Annotated in this window: 15 protein-coding genes; 8 read left to right on the plus strand and 7 right to left on the minus strand. The window is 42.1% G+C overall.

Features of this window, described 5'->3' with window-relative positions; all coding sequences use genetic code 11:
* The first annotated feature begins 167 nt into the window (after nucleotides 1–167).
* The 3 genes from metH (at nucleotide 168) to PR767_RS10895 (ending at nucleotide 6,150) form a co-directional block, all read left to right on the plus strand.
* A complete protein-coding gene (gene metH / locus PR767_RS10885) occupies nucleotides 168–3,851 on the plus strand; it encodes a methionine synthase (RefSeq protein ID WP_272520319.1) in 3,684 nt (1,227 codons plus the stop codon).
* A 69-nt stretch (nucleotides 3,852–3,920) separates the two neighbouring features.
* Entirely contained in the window at nucleotides 3,921–4,511 is a 591-nt protein-coding gene (locus tag PR767_RS10890; protein ID WP_181937095.1) for a hypothetical protein, read from the plus strand.
* 163 nt (nucleotides 4,512–4,674) lie between these two features.
* The gene (locus PR767_RS10895; RefSeq protein WP_109913079.1) at nucleotides 4,675–6,150 is read left to right on the plus strand and encodes a tetratricopeptide repeat protein; all 1,476 of its coding nucleotides are present in this window, start codon (nucleotides 4,675–4,677) and stop codon (nucleotides 6,148–6,150) included.
* A gap of 61 nt (nucleotides 6,151–6,211) precedes the next feature.
* On the opposite strand, the gene lysC is transcribed toward PR767_RS10895, so the two are convergent.
* A complete protein-coding gene (lysC, locus tag PR767_RS10900; RefSeq protein ID WP_272520320.1) occupies nucleotides 6,212–7,588 on the minus strand; it encodes a lysine-sensitive aspartokinase 3 in 1,377 nt (458 codons plus the stop codon).
* 369 nt (nucleotides 7,589–7,957) lie between these two features.
* Here lysC and pgi point away from each other — a divergent pair, with 369 nt between their 5' ends.
* The 3 genes from pgi (at nucleotide 7,958) to ubiA (ending at nucleotide 11,449) form a co-directional block, all read left to right on the plus strand.
* On the plus strand, nucleotides 7,958–9,604 hold the full coding sequence (gene pgi / locus PR767_RS10905; protein WP_117163064.1) for a glucose-6-phosphate isomerase: 1,647 nt from the start codon (nucleotides 7,958–7,960) through the stop codon (nucleotides 9,602–9,604).
* 335 nt (nucleotides 9,605–9,939) lie between these two features.
* A complete protein-coding gene (gene ubiC / locus PR767_RS10910; RefSeq protein WP_109913077.1) occupies nucleotides 9,940–10,443 on the plus strand; it encodes a chorismate lyase in 504 nt (167 codons plus the stop codon).
* Nucleotides 10,444–10,594: 151 nt separating this feature from the next.
* Complete coding sequence (ubiA, locus tag PR767_RS10915) at nucleotides 10,595–11,449, plus strand: 4-hydroxybenzoate octaprenyltransferase (RefSeq protein ID WP_272520321.1); 855 nt, start codon at nucleotides 10,595–10,597, stop codon at nucleotides 11,447–11,449.
* Nucleotides 11,450–11,549: 100 nt separating this feature from the next.
* On the opposite strand, the gene PR767_RS10920 is transcribed toward ubiA, so the two are convergent.
* The 5 genes from PR767_RS10920 to plsB form a co-directional block, all read right to left on the minus strand.
* Nucleotides 11,550–12,614 (minus strand): hypothetical protein, encoded by a 1,065-nt coding sequence (locus PR767_RS10920; protein WP_272520322.1) that lies wholly within the window; start codon nucleotides 12,612–12,614, stop codon nucleotides 11,550–11,552.
* Between the two features lie 92 nt (nucleotides 12,615–12,706).
* Nucleotides 12,707–13,477, minus strand: a complete 771-nt coding sequence (locus tag PR767_RS10925) for a ZirU family protein (RefSeq protein ID WP_272520323.1) — start codon at nucleotides 13,475–13,477, stop codon at nucleotides 12,707–12,709.
* A 50-nt stretch (nucleotides 13,478–13,527) separates the two neighbouring features.
* Nucleotides 13,528–15,495, minus strand: coding sequence for an inverse autotransporter beta domain-containing protein (locus tag PR767_RS10930; protein ID WP_272520324.1), 1,968 nt, complete (start codon nucleotides 15,493–15,495; stop codon nucleotides 13,528–13,530).
* A 606-nt stretch (nucleotides 15,496–16,101) separates the two neighbouring features.
* Nucleotides 16,102–16,254: a transposase gene (locus tag PR767_RS10935; protein WP_206276771.1), complete on the minus strand. Its 153-nt coding sequence runs from the start codon at nucleotides 16,252–16,254 to the stop codon at nucleotides 16,102–16,104.
* A gap of 157 nt (nucleotides 16,255–16,411) precedes the next feature.
* Nucleotides 16,412–18,895, minus strand: a complete 2,484-nt coding sequence (gene plsB, locus PR767_RS10940) for a glycerol-3-phosphate 1-O-acyltransferase PlsB (RefSeq protein ID WP_272520325.1) — start codon at nucleotides 18,893–18,895, stop codon at nucleotides 16,412–16,414.
* A gap of 126 nt (nucleotides 18,896–19,021) precedes the next feature.
* Here plsB and PR767_RS10945 point away from each other — a divergent pair, with 126 nt between their 5' ends.
* Entirely contained in the window at nucleotides 19,022–19,396 is a 375-nt protein-coding gene (locus PR767_RS10945; RefSeq protein WP_198641972.1) for a diacylglycerol kinase, read from the plus strand.
* Nucleotides 19,397–19,532: 136 nt separating this feature from the next.
* The gene (gene lexA / locus PR767_RS10950; protein ID WP_004915217.1) at nucleotides 19,533–20,150 is read left to right on the plus strand and encodes a transcriptional repressor LexA; all 618 of its coding nucleotides are present in this window, start codon (nucleotides 19,533–19,535) and stop codon (nucleotides 20,148–20,150) included.
* Between the two features lie 166 nt (nucleotides 20,151–20,316).
* Here lexA and zur read toward each other — a convergent pair whose 3' ends face one another.
* Entirely contained in the window at nucleotides 20,317–20,832 is a 516-nt protein-coding gene (gene zur / locus PR767_RS10955) for a zinc uptake transcriptional repressor Zur (RefSeq protein ID WP_004915213.1), read from the minus strand.
* Nucleotides 20,833–21,073 lie beyond the last annotated feature (241 nt).

The following is a 21,073-nucleotide window of genomic DNA, read 5'->3' on the forward strand; positions in this document are numbered from 1 at the left end:
AACTATTTCACTTGAAAATACTCATCGGATCAGTGAAAAGTGTGCTCTTGTGCAACCTTGAAAAACTCTCATCATAACAGCGAATTTTCACGAGAGAAGTTGTGATAGGATGTTAAAAGTAAAAATTTGACTTATTTCTCAGAGTTCCATTTCAGGAGGGCAGTGCAGTGTCCGCAAAAGTTAATCAATTAGAACAAGAATTAAAAAAACGTATATTGGTATTAGATGGTGCAATGGGAACAATGATCCAACAACATAAGTTGTCGGAAGCCCAGTTTCGCGGAGAGCGATTTGCAGATTGGCCGAGTGATTTAAAGGGAAATAATGACCTATTAGTCTTAACTCAGCCAGATATCATTCGAGATATCCATTCTCAATACTTTGAAGCTGGTGCTGATATTGTTGAAACCAATACTTTTAACTCAACATCCATTGCGATGGCTGATTATAAAATGGAATCTCTTTCCGCTGAAATTAATGAAGTTGCTGCACGTCTTGCTCGTGAATGTGCTGATGAGTGGACACGTAAAACGCCAGAGCAACCGCGTTATGTTGCTGGAGTCTTAGGCCCTACAAACCGTACTGCTTCCATTTCTCCGGATGTTAATGATCCCGCTTATCGCAATATCACCTTTGATCAACTCGTTGAAGCTTATCGAGAATCTACCCGATCTTTAGTAAAAGGTGGGGTCGATCTGATCATGATCGAAACCATTTTTGATACATTAAATGCGAAGGCCGCGATCTTTGCGGTAGAAACCGAATTGGAAGCTTTGGGCGTTTCTTTACCGATTATGATCTCGGGGACGATCACGGATGCCTCAGGTCGAACATTATCAGGGCAAACAACAGAAGCATTTTATAACTCATTGCGTCATGCTCAGCCGATATCATTTGGCTTGAATTGCGCATTAGGTCCTAATGAGTTACGCCAGTATATTGCTGAATTATCAAGAATTGCTGAATGTTATGTCAGTGCGCACCCCAATGCAGGGCTACCCAATGCGTTTGGTGAGTATGACCTTGATGCGCAAAATATGGCCGAACAAATTCATGAATGGGCAACCGCAGGGTTCTTAAATATTGTTGGTGGATGTTGTGGAACGACGCCATTACATATCAAAAAAATGGCAGATGCAGTAAAAGGCATCACTCCACGCCAATTACCGTCACTGCCTGTTGAATGCCGTTTATCTGGTTTAGAACCGCTAAATATTGGCAAAAAATCATTATTTGTGAACGTCGGGGAAAGAACCAACGTGACAGGTTCAGCAAAATTTAAGCGGTTGATTAAAGAAGAAAATTACCAAGAAGCCTTAGATGTGGCTCGTCAGCAAGTTGAAAATGGCGCACAAATCATCGACATCAATATGGATGAAGGGATGTTGGACTCCCATGCGGCGATGGTACGTTTCTTGAATCTCATTGCTGGCGAACCAGATATTGCGCGCGTGCCGATTATGATTGACTCCTCAAAGTGGGAGGTCATCGAGGCGGGGCTTAAGTGCATACAAGGTAAGGGGATCGTCAATTCAATCTCAATGAAAGAGGGGGTTGAGGCATTTATTGAGCACGCTAAACTATTGCGCAAATATGGTGCTGCCGTGGTCGTCATGGCATTTGATGAAGTTGGCCAAGCAGATACACGTGAGCGAAAAATTGAAATTTGTCGCCGTGCTTATCAGATCCTGACCGAAGAGGTGGGCTTCCCTCCTGAAGATATTATTTTTGACCCAAATATTTTTGCCGTAGCCACAGGAATTGAAGAGCACAATAACTATGCAGTTGATTTTATTGAGGTCTGTAAGGATATCAAGGCTCAATTACCTCATGCGATGATTTCTGGCGGAGTTTCCAACGTCTCTTTTTCATTTAGAGGGAACGACCCTGTACGCGAAGCGATTCATGCTGTTTTCTTGTACTACGCCATTCGTAATGGAATGGATATGGGGATCGTTAATGCGGGGCAGCTCGCTATCTATGATGACTTACCTTCTGAATTAAAAGACGCGGTTGAAGATGTGATTTTAAATCGTCGTGATGACAGTACGGAACGCTTACTTGAACTGGCAGAAAAATACCGTGGAGCCGGGGCAGGAGAGCAGCAAGTTCAACAAGCGGAATGGCGTAGTTGGGAAGTTGAAAAGCGTCTTGAATATGCACTAGTGAAAGGCATTACCGAATTTATTATTGAAGATACTGAAGAAACTCGCCAACGTGCTTCTAGCCCAATCGAAGTGATTGAAGGTCCCTTGATGAACGGTATGAATGTGGTTGGAGACCTGTTTGGGGAAGGCAAAATGTTCTTACCTCAAGTGGTGAAATCCGCCCGTGTAATGAAACAAGCAGTCGCCTATTTAGAGCCTTATATTCAAGAGCTTAAACAATCAGGTAGCAGCGCAGGAAAAATCTTACTCGCTACGGTAAAAGGCGATGTCCATGATATTGGTAAAAATATTGTTGGCGTTGTTTTACAGTGTAATAACTATGAAATCATTGATTTAGGTGTGATGGTTCCATGTGAAACTATTCTAAAAACAGCGCGTGAAGAAAACGTCGATATTATTGGGTTATCTGGTTTGATTACGCCATCTCTTGATGAAATGGTGCATGTCGCTAAAGAGATGGAAAGACAAGGATTTGCCTTGCCATTACTGATTGGTGGGGCGACGACATCAAAAGCACATACTGCTGTGAAAATTGAGCCAAATTACAGTGGGCCAACAACTTACGTGCAAAATGCTTCCCGAACAGTGGGGGTTGTCTCGGCGTTATTGTCAGCAACACAAAAAGCAGATTTTGTTGCGCGTACGCGCCGTGAATACGACACCGTACGCCAGCAGCATGGTCGAAGAAGGCCAAAAACACCACCGGTGGCACTGGATGTGGCACGTGCGAATGCGGTAAATATTGACTGGCAAAACTATCAACCACCTGTACCAAAATTCCAGGGTATTGAAGAAGTCACAGCATCTATTTCAACGCTGAGAGACTATATTGATTGGACGCCATTTTTTATGACTTGGTCGCTGGCGGGGAAATACCCGCGGATCTTAGAAGATGAAGTGGTTGGTTCTGAAGCACGTAAGCTATTGAAAGATGCCAATAATATGTTAGATAAGCTCGATAAAGAAAGATTACTAACGCCAAAAGGTATTTTTGGCTTATTCCCTGCAAACCGAGTTGGCGATGATGTAGAAATTTATACCGATGAGTCAAGAAGCCATGTACAAGTGATGGGGCTGAATTTACGCCAGCAAACCTTAAAAACTGAGTTTCCAAACTATTGTTTATCTGACTTTGTCGCGCCCAAAAACAGCGGTAAAGCCGATTATATTGGGGCTTTCGCAGTGACAGGTGGCTTAGAAGAAGACGCGCTTGCTGATGAATATGAACAACAGCATGATGATTATAATAAAATTATGGTTAAAGCGCTGGCGGATAGGCTAGCGGAGGCATTTGCTGAATATCTACACCAACAAGTCCGTAGGCAATATTGGGGCTATGCAGCTGATGAAAACTTGAGTAATGAAGAGCTTATTCGTGAAAATTACCAAGGTATCCGCCCTGCACCGGGGTATCCGGCTTGTCCTGAGCACACAGAAAAGGCCAAAATTTGGCAGTTATTGGATGTAGAAACGCAAATTGGCATGAAACTCACCAGTTCCTATGCGATGTGGCCAGGCGCTTCGGTATCAGGCTGGTATTTTAGCCACCCAGAAAGTAAATATTTTGCGGTAGCTCAGCTACAAAAAGACCAAATTGAGGACTACGCAAAACGTAAAGGGATGTCGGTAAGGGAGTTGGAACGTTGGTTAGCACCAAACTTAGCTTATGACCCTGAAGATTAAAACCAGATCAATACATTGATTTTTCATGTATTCGGCACCATCTTATAGGTAATACATTAGAGGGGTCCAATGATGAGCTATGAATTTATTATTGAAGAAGAACTGCCACGCTCGGCGGTTTTTCCTTATCAGATCCAAAACAGTGCTGCGCCTGAAACGTTTATGATGAGTGAAGACGCGGTGAGCGCCATGATGAGTGTTTTACAGATCATGGATAAGCTTGATACCGATGATTCACTGAATGAGCACTGTTTTAATCAAATCTGGTTAAAAAGCGAGCTTACACCGGCAAGAGCAGAAGAAATTTACCTGTTTTTAGAAGAGAATTTAGCGGTAGAACCCGTCCCTTCAGAGGAAGAAATCGCTGCTTTTCATCAAGCCCAAGTTGATGAAAATAAACTGTTATCCCAAGAAAGCCCTAAAGACGGCATGGTACCCGTACATAAATTTTCGACCAATGACGGTTGGCTGGTGACCACGAAAGAGTGTGAGTGGATTGCGGAAGTGTTTTCACCAGAACTGGTGAGCGAAAATCACTTTGTTGTTTCTCAGATCTCTGAACTGTGTAAGATCAGCCACCGCACATTGGAAGCTCTGTTAATTGAGTGGGGTAAATTTAATTTATTTGCCAGTAAACATGGTGGTTACCGCGTTAATTAAGCTCTGGGGTTTATTTCGGAGACAAAAGTTTCAGCAAGAGCCGGCGTCTCCTCCATTTTCTGAATAATTTCCCTATTATTCTACTTTTTCAGCTAACATCCCTTATGAATTATTTATTGGAATGATATGTTAATGAGATAACGCCAATAAATAGGTCATGGTGATGAAATTACGTTCTTTTCTGTTAGTTCTCTATGTTAGCGGTATTTCCCTTGCGCAAGCTGGCAATACCGTTGAAGCACCTTCTGCGAAAGATAAGCCAAATGCGCTACAGGCGCAGCCTAAAAGTACGCCAATTCCTGATGAATTCAAAGCAAAATTGCAACTAGCAAATGCCGGAGATGAAGAAGCGATGGTGGATGTTGGGCTTGCTTATATGGATGGGACTGAGTTTTTAGCTGCCAATGAGCAAGAGGCTTATCGTTGGTTTAAAAAGGTAGCTGACCGAGATAATACAGATGGCGATTACTACCTTGGAATGTTGTTGCACAATCAGGAAAAGTACCAGCAAGCGGAACAATGGTATCGCCGAGGTGCCGAAAAAGGCGATGCTTATTGCCAATATGCGATGGGTTACTTATATGAACATGGTATTGGGGTAGAGCGAAATTTAAAACAAGCGAAAGCATGGTATACAGAGGCCGCAGAGCAAGAACACGCTAACGCACAGTTTGCGATGGGACTGTTTTATCATGATGGGCTAGGTGGTGATACCGATTACCAAAAGGCGAGAGAATGGTATGAAAGAAGTGCGGGAAATAATATTGCTGCCGCTGTGAATAATTTAGCGGTGATGTATGAAAATGGCGAAGGTGTAGAGCCGGACGACGAAATGGCGATTTACTTATATCGCCAAGCCGCCAATATGGGCTCTGCGACAGCACAAGTGAATATGGGTGACTTTTATCAAGAAGGCCATAGTGCAATAGAAAAGAATAGCTACCAAGCGATGTACTGGTATAAACGCGCTGCGCAACAAAATAGTATTGCAGCCCAACTGGCGATTGCGAAAGCCTATGAACAAGGTGATGGCGTTGGAAAAGACCTCGCTGAAGCCTTTATCTGGTATGAACGTGCGGCACAAAACAAATCCCAAGATGCAGGAATGAAAGTGGCTGAATTCTATGAAAAAGGGTTAGGTGGCGTTAAAAAAGACCCTGAAAAGGCCATTGAATGGTATATGTCACTTGCTAACAGTGATGGTAATGCAGCTCAAATTAAGTTAGCGAAGATGTATGTGTCTGGTGAGTTGAAAAATGTGGATGTCAATAAAATTGTGAGTTGGCTGCAACTGGCACAAGAAGATAGCATCGAAGCTCAAAACCAGTTAGCTATCTTTTATTTAACGGGAACGGGTGTAGCGAAAAACTCACAGAAAGCTCGGCAATTGCTGGAAAAAGCGGCATTTAAAAAGAACAGCGATGCACAAAATAACCTTGCGGTGATGTATGCACGAGGCGAGGGGGGCGAAAAAAATATTTTCCGTTCGGTAATGTGGTTTGAGCGAGCAGTAGAACTCGGTAATGAAACAGCAAAAGGAAATTTAGCGCTTTTAACACAGAATAAAGGTGTGACGGGCAAAATGTTGCAATACACCAACAGTGTTGCGCAACCCAGTAAAAATACGGGAAGGGATTAATTTTATAATAGAGAAGGCGATCGTGATGATCGCCTTTTGGTATTTTGATCAAACTTCGACACTATTCAAATAAGTTACTGTGCAAGGTACGAACGATCTCTTCAGCATCATTCCCAGGAACCAATAAACAAATATTGTGGCTACTTGCGCCATAGCTGATCATGCGAATATTGAATGACTCAAGTGCGCCAAAAATTTGCCTTCCTAGGCCATTCACTTGCGACAGCTCATTACCAATGATTGCGACGAGCGCTAAATTCTCTTCTACTTCGACACGACATAATGCGGATAACTCTGTCATCAGCGCATTGGTGAGTAAGCTGCCGTTAGTTCCCGTTGAACCCGTTGTATCTAAGGTTAGTGCAACACTGACTTCTGACGTTGTAATTAAATCCACTGAAATATTGTGGCGCAGTAAAATGGTGAAAATTTCCGCTAAGAAGCCTCGCGCATGCAGCATTTTTAGGCTGTGTAAGGTGAGTAGCGTTTGTTTGCGGCGCAGTGCTAATGCCCTAAATTGTGGTGGATTAGTGGTTTTATCACACACAATGGTACCGCCAGCTTCGGGAGCTTTACTTGAACCAACAAAAACAGGGATTCCGGCACGTACTGCAGGAAGGAGTGTCGCTGGATGCAAAATTTTTGCACCAAAAGTCGCCATTTCAGCGGCTTCATCGAAAGCAATTTCATCAATCCGTTGGGCACTCGGTACGACGCGAGGGTCTGTGGTGTAAATTCCAGGAACATCAGTCCAAATATCGACACGTGATAAATTAAGTACTTCAGCTAACAGAGCGGCAGTGTAGTCACTTCCACCACGGCCAAGCGTTGTCGTGCGGCCTTTTTCATCACGGCCAATAAACCCTTGGGTGATCACAACCGATTCGGCAAGGCGCGGCATGAGTTGTTGTTCTGACAATGTTTTTAGCTGAGCTAGCTCTGGTTCAGCACGACCAAAGCTGTCATTCGTTCTCATCACTTTGCGCACATCAAACCATAGGGAATTAGCATTACGTTGGCGTAGTACTTCAACAAATAGTAAGGTTGACATTAATTCGCCATGGCTGACCATTTCATCCGTTAATGCATCGGAAGTGGCTAAAGCAGCCGAATCAGCTAAATGTGCAATATTATCAAGTAACCGATTGATTTCTTCACGAATAACATCAGCTGTTTGTAGATTATCAATAATTGCGTATTGAATATCTTTCACTTTTTTCAGCAGTTCATTGCGTTTATCCGCATCGCAGCCTTCAGCCAGTTCGATTAATAAATTGGTAATGCCAGCAGAAGCTGAAAGTACCACAACTCGCACATTTGGGTTGGAAAGAACGATATTGGCGCTGTTGTTCATCGCTTCAAAGTTAGCGACGCTGGTGCCGCCAAATTTGGCGATAACATACTGATGGTTGTCTGTTGAAGGCGCTGCGGTATTCATGGTGTCAATCCCTTTGGTTAAACCTAATCTTTATATAGATTTATCGGGTAAATGGGATTGCGTCAATCAAGAATCGAAGTAAATCAGTAATTCTAATGATAGGTAATTTATTATCGGTTTTCTCAATATACTCGTCATACTTCAAGCTGTGTGGGTGTTGACTGCGTTCATTGAATTATTTAGAGCATATACCTGCTATTTTTTAAGTGGTATGCATTGAAAGTGCGTATTTCAATAAAAGGGGTAATTAAGTCTGGAAAAGTGCGGCAGAATTGGGGAATATCAATATAACGCAGAAAACCGATAAGTCTCGTTTTCGTGACGGGGTACAATCTATTTCTATTTAATATTATTTGGAGAGTGTTATCCATGAGAAGTATTAATCCAAGCCAAACGGCTGCATGGCGGGCGCTAGAGCAACATTTTGCGCAAATGAAAAATGTTCATATGCGCGATTTGTTTGCACAGGATAAAGACCGCTTTACTCATTTTTCGGCGACGTTCGATGGTCAAATCTTAGTGGATTTCTCCAAAAATAGAATTACACAAGAAACATTGGAACATTTATTAGCCTTAGCAAAAGAAACAGAGCTAGAAAGCGCTATCAACAGCATGTTCCAAGGTGAGAAAATTAACCGTACTGAAGACCGTGCGGTATTACATACTGCTTTGCGCAACCGCGATAACACCCCTGTTTATGTCGATGGCAAAGATGTCATGCCTGAAGTGAATGCGGTATTGGATAAAATGCAGCAATTTAGTCAGCGCATTATCAGCGGTGATTGGAAAGGGTACACCGGTAAAGCGATTACTGATGTGGTGAACATCGGTATTGGTGGTTCTGACCTTGGTCCATTTATGGTGACAGAAGCACTACGACCATACAAAAACCACCTAAATATGCACTTTGTTTCTAATGTGGATGGCACGCAAATCGCTGAAACGTTGAAAACACTGAATCCAGAAACGACATTGTTCTTAATTGCGTCAAAAACCTTTACAACGCAAGAAACCATGACTAATGCGCATTCTGCTCGTGATTGGTTCTTGGCTGCGGCAAAAGATGAAAGCCAAGTTGCTAAGCATTTTGTGGCGCTTTCAACGAATAGCGAAGAAGTTGCGAAATTTGGTATTGATACCAACAATATGTTTGAATTCTGGGATTGGGTTGGTGGCCGCTATTCATTATGGTCAGCAATTGGTTTATCGATTATTTTATCGGTTGGCTTTGATAATTTCGTTCAATTATTGAGCGGCGCCCATGCGATGGATAAACATTTTACCCAAACGCCATTAGAAAAAAACATCCCGGTGTTGTTGGGTTTGATTGGCATTTGGTACAACAATTTTTTTGAAGCAGAAACTGAAGCGATTCTGCCATACGACCAATACATGCATCGCTTTGCCGCATACTTCCAACAAGGCAATATGGAGTCGAACGGTAAATATATTGGTCGTGATGGAAAACCTGTTACTTATCAAACTGGTCCAATTATTTGGGGGGAGCCAGGAACCAATGGCCAACATGCGTTTTATCAGTTGATCCACCAAGGAACGAAGATGATCCCATGTGATTTTATCGCACCTGCGGTAACTCATAACCCGTTAGGGGATCACCATGAAAAATTGTTATCGAATTTCTTTGCGCAAACCGAAGCACTAGCATTTGGTAAAACTCGTGAAGTGGTCGATGCCGAGTTTGCTGCACAAGGTAAAAATGTAGCAGATATGGAATATGTTGCGCCTTATAAAGTGTTTGAAGGCAACCGTCCAACTAACTCTATTTTATTGAAATCAATTACACCATATTCGTTAGGTGCATTGATTGCCATGTATGAGCACAAAATTTTCACCCAAGGGGCGATTTTAAACATCTTCACGTTTGACCAATGGGGCGTAGAATTAGGTAAACAATTAGCGAGCCGCATTCTGCCTGAATTAGAAAACAGTGAAAAAGTCAGCAGCCATGATAGTTCAACCAATGGTTTGATTAATAGCTATAAAGCTTGGCGATAAATTACTAACGTATTATTTAAATACTTCAATATAAGGTAGGAGCTTCCTGCCTTATATTGTTTAGTCGACATTTTGTTTAATTGAACGATTGTTTAATCGACTATTTTTCAAGCAAATAAATCTAGTTTGTTACGATATTAATGAATTTTATTATTATCGATAACTCGTTAGTATTTAAAAAATTTTTCACTATATTTTTACATTTTGTGTTGAAAATGTGACTTTTTATATAAATTGTTAGCTAACTTTAACCTTGTCGTAAAACAACGTGATATCCTATTGTGTAAGAAATACAGTAAATCATAACCATGTTATTCATGGTGGAATTTTAAGTAATGGATGAAACGCTTTTTACTTCTCAGCCGATTCACTGGCTGGCGGAGAACGATAAAATAGTGCCTGCCAATGTATTAGATTGGCTATTAGAGCTTGGCTCCATGACAAAACGTTTTGAGCAACATAGCCAGCAAGTGACTGTCATTCCATATTTAGAACGCTATGTATCGCAAGAGAAGCTAAGTGCGGATGAAGTGCAGTCTTTACCTGAAAGCCAGCGTTATTGGGTCAGAGAAGTTGTCATGTATGGAGATGGTATCCCTTGGTTACTGGGCCGAACGGTAATCCCTGAAGAAACACTGACTGATGATGATCAGCAGCTGGTGGATATTGGGAGAATGCCGTTAGGGCGTTATTTATTTAGCCGTGACAGCTTAACTCGAGATTATATTCATATTGGTTCTTGCGCAAACCGTTGGGTACGTTGTTCTCGGTTAAGATTATCGGATAAACCCTTATTATTAACCGAAATATTTTTACCTGAATCACCTGCATATCGTTAACTATCCTAAGTATTTTGAATTTTCAGGTTTCTGCAATGACACTATGCCAACAAATATAAATCAGTAAGTTGCAGAGGTTGGTGGTATTAAAATATACCTAATTTGAAGTATGATGGGATTCGAAAAGGAGCACGACAAAGTGGAGGGAAGTATGACGCTCAGTAAATGGCATGCATACAGCCGTTTAATGCGTATTGATAGACCCATTGGTTCACTGTTGCTATTGTGGCCGACATATTGGGCATTATGGATTGCGGCTCAAGGTACGCCAAGTTTACATCTTTTAATTGTATTTACTGCCGGCGTATTTTTTATGCGTGCAGCTGGTTGTGTTATTAATGACTTTGCTGACCGTCATTTTGATGGCCACGTAGAGCGGACTAAACATCGCCCACTCCCGAGTGGTGACGTGACAGAAAAAGAAGCTAAAATTTTGTTTGCAAGTTTAGTGGGTGTGTCCTTCTTGCTGGTTTTAACTTTAAATTCAATGACTATTTGGTTGTCGATTGCAGGTTTGGCCTTAGCATGGGTTTACCCTTTTGTTAAGAGAGTCAGTAACTTACCTCAAGTGGTGTTAGGTGCGGCTTTTGGTTGGTCAATTCCAATGTCTTTCTCTGCTGTTGGTGAAACCTTGCCTGTTGTTTGTTGGTTACTGTTCTTAGTTAATATTATTTGGTCGGTGATCTACGATACTCAGTATGCAATGGTAGACCGCGATGATGATTTAAAAATTGGCGTGAAATCAACCGCTATTTTATTTGGGCAATATGACAAACTGATTATTGGCTTACTGCAACTATTGATGGTTGGCTTGCTGGTGGCTGTGGGATCATTGGCTGCTCTGGGGAGCATTTACTATTTTTCTCTGGCGCTGGTTGTGGGGTTATTTGTTTATCAGCAAAAACTGATGGTCAATAGAGAGCGTGCTCCCTGTTTTAAAGCTTTTATGAATAATAACTATGTTGGTTTTATCTTATTTGTCGGAATTTTTTTGAGTTATTGGTAAACAGGTTGTTGACGATTAACAGGAGCATGCTTTTCAGCTTTTCCTCTCAATGGCTGGAAAAACCCTAACCAAATGGCTAGGGTTTTGAGTGAGCAAATTATTAACGCTGCAGTACTATTTTAGACGATGTCGCTTGGGCAAGTTTGCCGTTTGGAAAATTAACGTGGACCACAAGATAAATAGTTTCCCCGATACTGGAGCTTGCATTATCTCCAAACTTTATAGTGTTTCCGTCGTCAGTAACAATTGAACCAATGTGAGTCTTCTTACCAACCTGATACTTATTTACCGCACTGATATTTCCGTTCCTGTATTCACTGATGATTATTGATATCGGTTTGCCATAACCGAGGTGCGAATAATTTATCACCATATTGTACCCATATCCGGAGCGATTCCCTATTTGGTTGCCGTTATATATTTCTACTAGATGTGATGGTATTGCTTTAGCTACAGTGACCTTATTCGATTGAACTTGCGCACCTGTACTCGGTGTTCCGCTTGATGAGCGAGGGATGACATTGAAATAAATTTCACACCCTATATCTGCATCTTGTATGTGATAAGTTCTGCTTGTTGATATCGCCTGATGATTCTTGTTACGCAAACAGAACCACTCGAAACTGGTTCCACTCTCAGGATCGCTCGGGCTGTCCCCATCATGGTAGCGATAATTTCCGGTCAGTAATCTACCAGGCTCTGGCTGACCATCAATTTTCACATCATGAGCTTCTGGTGCCAGCCCTCTAGTAGTGAGAGTTGATGAAGTGAATATAGCGCCAGTTGCTGGTTCTGTGATTTTAGGGTCGGTTTGTGGCGTGACCTCGACCGACAGTTGTTTTCCATTGCCATCGCCGGGGACGAGTTTATAGCTATTTCGCGTGGCTCCTGAAATATTTTTACCATCGAGTTTCCATTGAAAAAGTGATGTTTCTAATGCATCCTTATCTGCATCCGTTATCTTTGGATCAGCGGTGACCGTGTCATTAACGGCGGGTGTCTTATTATTAAATTGAACATCAGTCACGACAGGTGCATGACCGATAACGGGAAGCGTTTGGGTATTGACTTCGATCACAGAAGCGGATACGCCTCCTACGATGACCAATCCTGCTGCCAACGTTATCAGACGAATAAGGGGGATAATTTTTGTCCTCTCTGCCATTTTATGAATATCCTCTTCTGTTATCGCAGTATGTTATGGATGCTTATTATCAAAAATACCGCAGCGAAATGTTTCGCTGCGGGGGATAGTGATTATTTGTTCGAAACGATAACCTGAATTTTACGTTTCTGCTCTGTGCCCTTAACCGTGTATGTTGCTGTGGTTGCACCTGAAATATCTGTGTATTTGCTCGAATTCACAGAGTCTTGAATCTGCCACTTGTAAGTCAGGTTATTATCACAAGTCCCGTGACAGGTGACATTTGCTTTCAGCGAATCACCAACCAGCGGTCGTGACCCAGCTCCAGTGAGACCCGAAATAGTTACTGATTTCACGATATTGCCATTCACTGTTTGGATATTAGTGCCGCCCAATATTGTCTTACCACTGATATCGATGAAGGTTGCTGCTGCTACGGCTACACTCTCTGACGGCTCCGTCTTATCTGGATCCGTTTTTGCGACGGCCTTAACGGTAATGCTTTTACCTAACAATACCGATGTCAGTTTCAGCATGTCGCTCGTTTGCCCTGCAATAACATTTTTGCCGTCATGCCATTCATAGACGATAGACATTAGTGTATCGTTGTCTTTATCACTGAAGTCAAAACCTGACGCTTTCAACTCATCATTCTCACCTAATACACCGTCATTGTTCTTATCTGTGGCCGTGATGGTACCCGCTTTTAGCTCTGGTGCATGACCAATAACCGCAGTTGTTGCTGGGGAGGTTATCGAGATCGGAGTCTGAGTCGTGGCAGCGAGTGCCGATGTACCAAAAGTCATGCCTAACACGGCTCCCGCAATCAGGACAGATAGGTTGTTTTTGCGGATCATTGGGGTTTGTTGATTTTTGTTGCTCATCTAATTATTACCTTATATTTTAAATTTATTAAGTTGCCCTATAGGCGTATTTATTGTGCGGTCGCTCGCAACCTGCGTTTTTGCGTGTCTGCGGTGACTGTATATGTCATGGCTGTAGCGCCATTAATCGCTTGATACTGTCCTGATCCTTGTATTGTCTCCACTTCCCATTGCCAAGCTGTCGGCAAAATGCAGTTGACTTGGCACTCTGGTGTTGCTGTTAGGACATCCCCAACGACGGGGCGCTTTTTTATAACACTGCCGTTATGAAATATTTGTAATCCTACGGGGGCTGCCATCACTTCTATTTTTGTTGACGCTAGATTGATCCCCTCTACCTTCGGACTAAAAATGAGGGTGCCCGGCAATTTTCCAGTGGTGATGGTGGTGGTATAAACACCCGGTGCCGTTTCTTTCAACGCCTCCAACTTAACGCCACTTTGCGAAGGCGATAGTGATGACCCGCCTTTTTGTGTCGTGAAGGCGAACGGCAACTGAATCGATGAAGCCAATTTAGTCATCGGTGCATTCTGCTCATCCCGCATCGTCAGCGTTAATACCTCCGACTGATCGACATTCAGTACACCTGATCCAACAGTCAAACTTGAGTAGCGGTTAGAAAACCCTGCGTCGACAATCACTTTTATATAGGCCGGTTTTGATGCATTTCCCTTTCCATCCCATGCAATAGCACTTAGGGTATAAGTATTGCTTTTACCCGCCTGCCAAGCAGGTAGGCGAATTTGCCAAGCTGTTAAACTTTTGCCAACAGACTGTACTTTCCCACCGTTGGATGAAAACTCTGTCAGCATTCCCCATTTCACACGTTCAGCACCATATTTCGCTTTTAAGATAGCGCTCAGTGACTGTAGGCTGGCACCTCGACCACGGATTTCCTGCGGCAGTATTAAACTGATCAAATCCTGTTTACGGTATTCGAGTACAATGTTGTTATTGCGCTCAACCAGTGCCATTAGGCTGCCTGAGAGCGAACGCAGGCGAGCAACTGAACTCGATGATATTTGGTCTTTCCAAGGCACACCGAATGAATAGGTCAGTTGTGCCTGAAGTTGCAGATCATCAGTTCCTTGTCCTGTACGCCAGTCACCCCCAAGGGTAATTAATGGAATAGGTGTGTAATTCAACCCTACAGTCATTGTTTTTGGCGACTTACTACGAGAGTCCTTACCTTTCATTGCCACTTCATCACCGAAATATTGTTCATATTTCAGTTTGCCACCAAGTTGTGGATAAGATGGCAACCAAGCACTGGCGGTCATATCAAATCCGTTGGCGGGGCGTTCATCGTAGTCGTCAAAATCCCGTGACTGATGCCAGTTGTTGAGTCGCAGATAACCATTGGTTGAAAAGCGTAGATTATCGGACCACAATTCTCCGCCAATACCGAGTCGGCTGTTCCCACCTGTAATATCAGCGTCATAAAAGGTGTTGACGCCATACATCCATTGCTCATTGAACCGACGAGCGCCCACTCCTAAGTTTAGGGTGGTGCGATCATTAAGGTTCCGACCTCCTAACTGGGTGAACACCAGCCAATCTGGGTTTTGATATACAGGTAACAGCATGTCGGCAGACAGCGTACTTTGTGACAGTTTATCTCCCGGCTGTACACTAATTTGTGCGGTACCATATTGATTTAACCAACTCTCCATGGTTGATGACGCTGTGCTCACCGCCATATCCTTGGCCTGTTTAGTCAGGTACTCCTCTGCACTTTGTGTGTTCATCGCTTGGAAAAAGTTAGGGGCAGTTTGGGCCAACCAGTTCTCAATTTCACTATCTGAGTCGTTTACTTGTACACCTTTCTTCGTCGTTTTATCTGTCGTATTGGCGATGTAAGTGCTTGGTACATCGATTTGATCTCCAGCTGAAAGTTGTTCAAAAGCGCGGGCGAAATTGCGTTTTTGATTTAATGTTTTTAATTCCTCCACCGTCAGATTGTATTGATGAGCCACACTGTGAACGGTCTCTCCTGTCTGCAGGTGGTAAGGCTTCACTTTGATTCCATCTACAAACCCAGTAGCAAAGACTGAACCAGTTGGTATGATGGATACGGACAGTAAAACGGGAATCAATAAGGGCATCTGAGATGATTTGATACTGTAACGGTTAATACCAAAAATCATTTATTTATTCCTTTTATTCCTTCCTTTAAGTCGTTGTTTCCATAATTAGGATATTTCCATTGTGAATAAATGAACTATCAAAGGTGCTAAACACCAATAATAGAGTGAGATAAGCAGATATTGAGTTGCTGTTATAAATTTCAGTTATGTAATCTAATGCCTCATTTTGGTGGTGGATGTTAATACTCGACTCAATGATTGCATTTCGTCTTGCGGTGAAATTTATATATTTAGATTGATAATGTGAACGTACTTGTTTGGACTAAATAAGAAGTCATAGAGAGTGGGATTAATTAAGAAATGATAATTTATTATGAATTGAAATTATTTTTTGATATTTACCATATTTCAAACTGTGTGTTTTTTTTGAATTTATTTGTTATTTATCAATTTTTTATGTTGGGTTTTGGCGGCTTTTCTTTTATTAAAATAATATTGAATACACGTAAAAATCGCCTATCCGTCTAGCTATCAATATTAGGTATTGGCTGTTTTGGTTAGTGTGGCGGAATTCGATACTTTTTCAGTGAGTCCTATATCTAGGAACCAAAAGTAAGCGCCATTGGTTTGGATTTCTTTAACGAAGCGATGCTCAGAGATAATACTAGATAAATAATTCAGCAACATCACCTTGATTAATCGAACTCAGTGGTTTCAAAAAACAATTCATCATTGGTGCGGCACTTCGAATTATTTAGGACATAGATTATTGTTAGCACTAGCTCTATTAAATAAAAGGGGTAATGTGAATAACATTACCCCTTTTACTTATTTAGCTCCAAGATTTCTAGTCTGCATTTGTTTCAGTTTCTGTATTCTTCTCTATCGCAGTGGAAAACTCATCGTCTTGGCTAACACTTTCAATAGTTAAACGGATCTCAGGTGACATCAAGCGAGCCAGAACGGCATACAGTTTCTGTGCATTGGTTACAAAGATATCATTTTCATTATTATCAATGTAGCCTTCCTCCCTTAGGGTATCGACCAATGTGGAGAATACCGCTTTATCAAAGAATTCAGGAGCGTTAATACCGTGTAAAACAGAAAGGCGTTGCGCAAGGATACGACTTTGTTTTTCCAGTGTATTACGGCTAATTTCCGGGCTCGCATTGAGTAATGACAATGTGATTGCATAACGTTGTAAAGTCTCACGAACGCCTGCGGCTAAGAGCTGTAATGGACGAATACGGCGAGGATTTAGCACCACCACATCATCTTCTTTTAAGCAAATTAGCTTTTGGTTATTCAGTTCATCAATTAGTGTATCTACCGTCTCATGTAGCTCATCACTGTTATAACGCATAAACAGTTCTGCTTTTAAGAATGGGTAAATTTGGCCTACTTGATAGTGAATGTCTTGGCGGCTAATGCGTTCATGGTGCAACACAATGCTAGTTATTAGCGATGGTAATACTAATAAATGATGGATATTGTTACGGTAATAGGTCATCAAGACGGCATTTTCGCGAGGAAGAATGATAATATCCCCCATGCTGTCTTTTTCGACTTCAAATTTATCCATTTGCAAAGCATGTTCTAACAATTGCTCGGCCGTTTTATTTGGCGTTGTAGCATCTGCGGTGTATGGCACATTGCGCAATAATTGCAGGTAACAGTCGACTTGTTCAACTAGTTGCTCACGAGTCAGTGAGCGTTGACGAGAAGCCAGTAACGCAGTCGCACACAGGTTAATCGCATTGGCTGCGGCTGCATTATTAATATTGACCATAATGTTATCAGCTAACGAACTGACCGTTGGGTTTAGCCAAGTTGGTCTTTGTGGTTCGATAGGGTCGATAGAGTCGCGCCAATCAGGTACACGCTGGTTGAGATAGTGTGGAAGCGAAATTGGCTGGCCAAAGTTAACATAGCCTTGGCCTAGGTTGCGCAATTTACGTAAGCCGCGAACCATAGAGAAAAAGCCTTCTTTCTCTTTTTCTGCACCGCGCAGTTCTTTGGCGTAAGTACCCACTTCCATCACATGCTCATACCCGATGTAGATAGGAACAATGGTGATAGGGCGTGAGTCACCGCGCAACATCGCTTGTAACGTCATGGAGAGAGTACCCGTCTTAGGCTGTAACAAACGACCGGTACGTGAGCGCCCACCTTCCACAAAGTACTCGATGGAGTAACCTCGGGCAAATAGCTCACTTAAATATTCGCGGAAAACGGTCGAATACAGTTTATTGCCTTTGAACGTTCGGCGAATAAAAAAGGCCCCTAAACGACGGAAAATAGGCCCTGCAGGCCAGAAATTGAGGTTGATCCCCGCGGCAATATGGGGTGGAACTAGCCCTTGATGGTATAGCACATATGAGAGCAGTAAGTAGTCCATATGGCTACGGTGGGATGGCACATAAACGATTTCATGGCCGTCTTGTGCTAGCTGGCGGACTCGTTCAGCGTGCTGAACATTAATGCCTTGATAAAGGCGATTCCAAGTCCAACTAAGAACCCTATCCGTTAAACGTACTGCTTCATAAGAGAAATTGGCTGCGATTTCTTCCATCATCCCAACGGCATTTTGCTGAGCTTTTTTGAGTGGAATTTTTTTACTGCGCGCTTCGTCTTCAACGGCTTTTTCAATTGCTTTTGACGTCAATAACTTATTAAACAGCTCATAACGTGCAGGGAGTTTAGGCCCAACTGCTGCGAGACGTTGGCGCGAATAGTGAATACGTGCGACACGAGCAAGTTTGTTGGCAATAATGGTGTCTGTACCGTGGTCTTGTGCCATTTTCCCAATTGAGACAATCGGAGATAAACGTACGAAGCTGTCACGTCCTAACCATAAAACGGCGAAGAATTTTTGGATGCCATTTAACAGTTTCAGTGGTGGTGCTGGGGTATGGCCTTCACGACCAGGTGAGCGCCCAAACATCACGGATGCCGGTAGCATTTGAATATCTAGATTTGGGTTGTTTTTATGCAAATCTAAATAAGCATGGAATGTTTTTACTGAATCCTTACGTGGATTCGGTGAATAATAGCGAAAAACACGTGGGCCATCATCGATAAAAACGTAGGCCGGAAGCTTCGTTCCATTGATATCATTGTCGACCAGCGGGTCTGGCAGACCAATAGCTAAGCATTGGTGCCGTAGCGTGAGGAGGTCAGACTTCGAATGATAGGGTAATACGTATAGGGTTGGCCTGTTGACATCAAGCTGCAACTCAGTGACGGGATCCGAAGGAATTAGTTTACTTTTTACCAATAATTTAAGTGGTAAATTCAACGTGTTGTAATATATTTTACGCCATAGTGACATAAATGATTATAGCCTCTTGTTAACAATGCTGCGCAATCATACCAGAAATACATGGTTAGATCTGTTACTGACAATTCACTTTGACCGTAAAAATCGATTATTGTTTGTATTTTTTAAGGAATAAATATGGCGAGTCAAGTTAAGGGCTTCACGCGAGTGATTAAAGCTGCGGGGTATTCCCTTAAAGGTTTGAAGGCAGCTTGGGTTAATGAAGCTGCATTTAGGCAGGAATCTGTTGCTGCAATTATCGCGATTTTTATCGCATTTTATTTAGATATCAGCTATATAGATAGAATTTTGTTAGTGAGTTCTGTTGTTCTGGTGGCAATAGTCGAATTACTGAATAGCGCGATAGAAGCCGTAGTTGACCGTATCGGAAGTGAATATCATGAACTTTCAGGGAGAGCTAAAGATATTGGTTCTGCCGCAGTATTTGTGAGTATCGGTTTAGCGTTGTTCATTTGGGTACTCGTATTATGGCAGCGCTATTTCTCTGGTTAAGGTGTGTGGTTACTTAATCAGGTAAAAAGAAAGTAAATCGATAACAAATGCTTAAATTGAGCGATTTAACTGTTCCAAATCTTCATTTACCTGTATATACTCACAGCTTGACTGTATAAACAAACAGGGGAACGGAATGAAAGCACTGACGGCTCGACAACAGCAGGTTTACGATCTAGTGCGTGACCACATTTCGCAGACGGGTATGCCTCCTACACGCGCTGAGATAGCAGCAAGCCTTGGTTTTCGTTCGCCTAATGCGGCAGAAGAACATTTAAAGGCCTTAGCGCGTAAAGGGGTTATTGAAATCGTCTCAGGTGCATCTCGAGGTATTCGTCTGCTTCTTGAAGAAGAAACCGAAGATCAGGGGTTACCTCTGATTGGACGTGTAGCCGCTGGCGAACCATTATTAGCACAGGAACATATTGAGAGCCACTATCAAGTTGACCCTGAGCTGTTTAAACCACATGCAGATTTCTTGTTGCGTGTGAATGGGATGTCCATGAAAGATATTGGTATTATGGATGGCGATTTATTAGCTGTGCATAAAACACAAAATGTACATAACGGGCAAGTAGTGGTTGCACGTATCGAAGATGAAGTCACTGTTAAACGTTTTAAGCAACAGGGTAACCGTGTTGAGTTAATAGCAGAAAACCCAGAATTCGAACCTATTGTTGTTGACTTGCGTCAGCAAAATTTCACTATTGAAGGTTTAGCGGTTGGGGTTATTCGTAACAGTGATTGGTATTAATTTTCGTTAGCAACCAGCTGTAATGGTAGGTTACAGACGGTGAAGACGATTGCAGGCAGATTTCATGGTTTTATTCTGAAGTCTGCCTGTTTTGTTTCCTTTCTTATATTTTTCTCTTCTCTATTTTCTCTTTGCATTTCATCAAACGATCTAGCAGCCCGGCTATTTATTTTTTCTTAGGGGTTACAGGTTGTTCGTGGTTATGATGACAATGTTCATGATCTTGGCAGCTATTCACTTCGTCGCAATTTTTACATAAACCATGGTTTTCCACTACGGTATGCCTTAAGCGGAATTGGTGTTCATCTGCCAAATTAATAATTGCGGCTTCTATCGTTGTGCAATCACTTTCCGTTACACTTCCGCACTGGTCGCAAATTAACATAACAGAGATATGGCTTGGGTTATCAAAATGGTGACAAACAACATAGCTGTTGGTTGATTCGATTTTATGGATAAAACCTTGTTCCATTAAAAACTCAAGGCCACGATAAACGGTAGGTGGCTTAGCCTGAGGTTCAATTTCACGTAGTAAGTCGAGTAAATCATAAGCACTGATCGCACCATGCTGTTGTGCTATTAGGCTCAATACCGTTTCTCTCTGTGGTGTCAACCTGACGCCTCTTGATTGGCAAATATGTTCTGCCATCGCAAGAACTTTTTTTTCACTCATCTTTTCCATTTTACTGACCCCACCCGTTGAAAAATGCAAATGTTTACTGCACACAAGTTTATCACAGTTTCTTGAACTATTGAGAATCAAGAGATGAATGCGGTGCCATCAAAAAATTTTAGCTTTGCTGAGTTTTTTTGACTAATAAATAAAATATAAAAAATGATATTTAATTTTATTTAAAAATAAACAGATAAAATGAAACATATATTAAACAAATTTATTATAAATTCATAACTCATGATGAATA

Source organism: Providencia sp. PROV223 (assembly GCF_028479245.1).
Classification (GTDB): domain Bacteria; phylum Pseudomonadota; class Gammaproteobacteria; order Enterobacterales; family Enterobacteriaceae; genus Providencia; species Providencia rettgeri.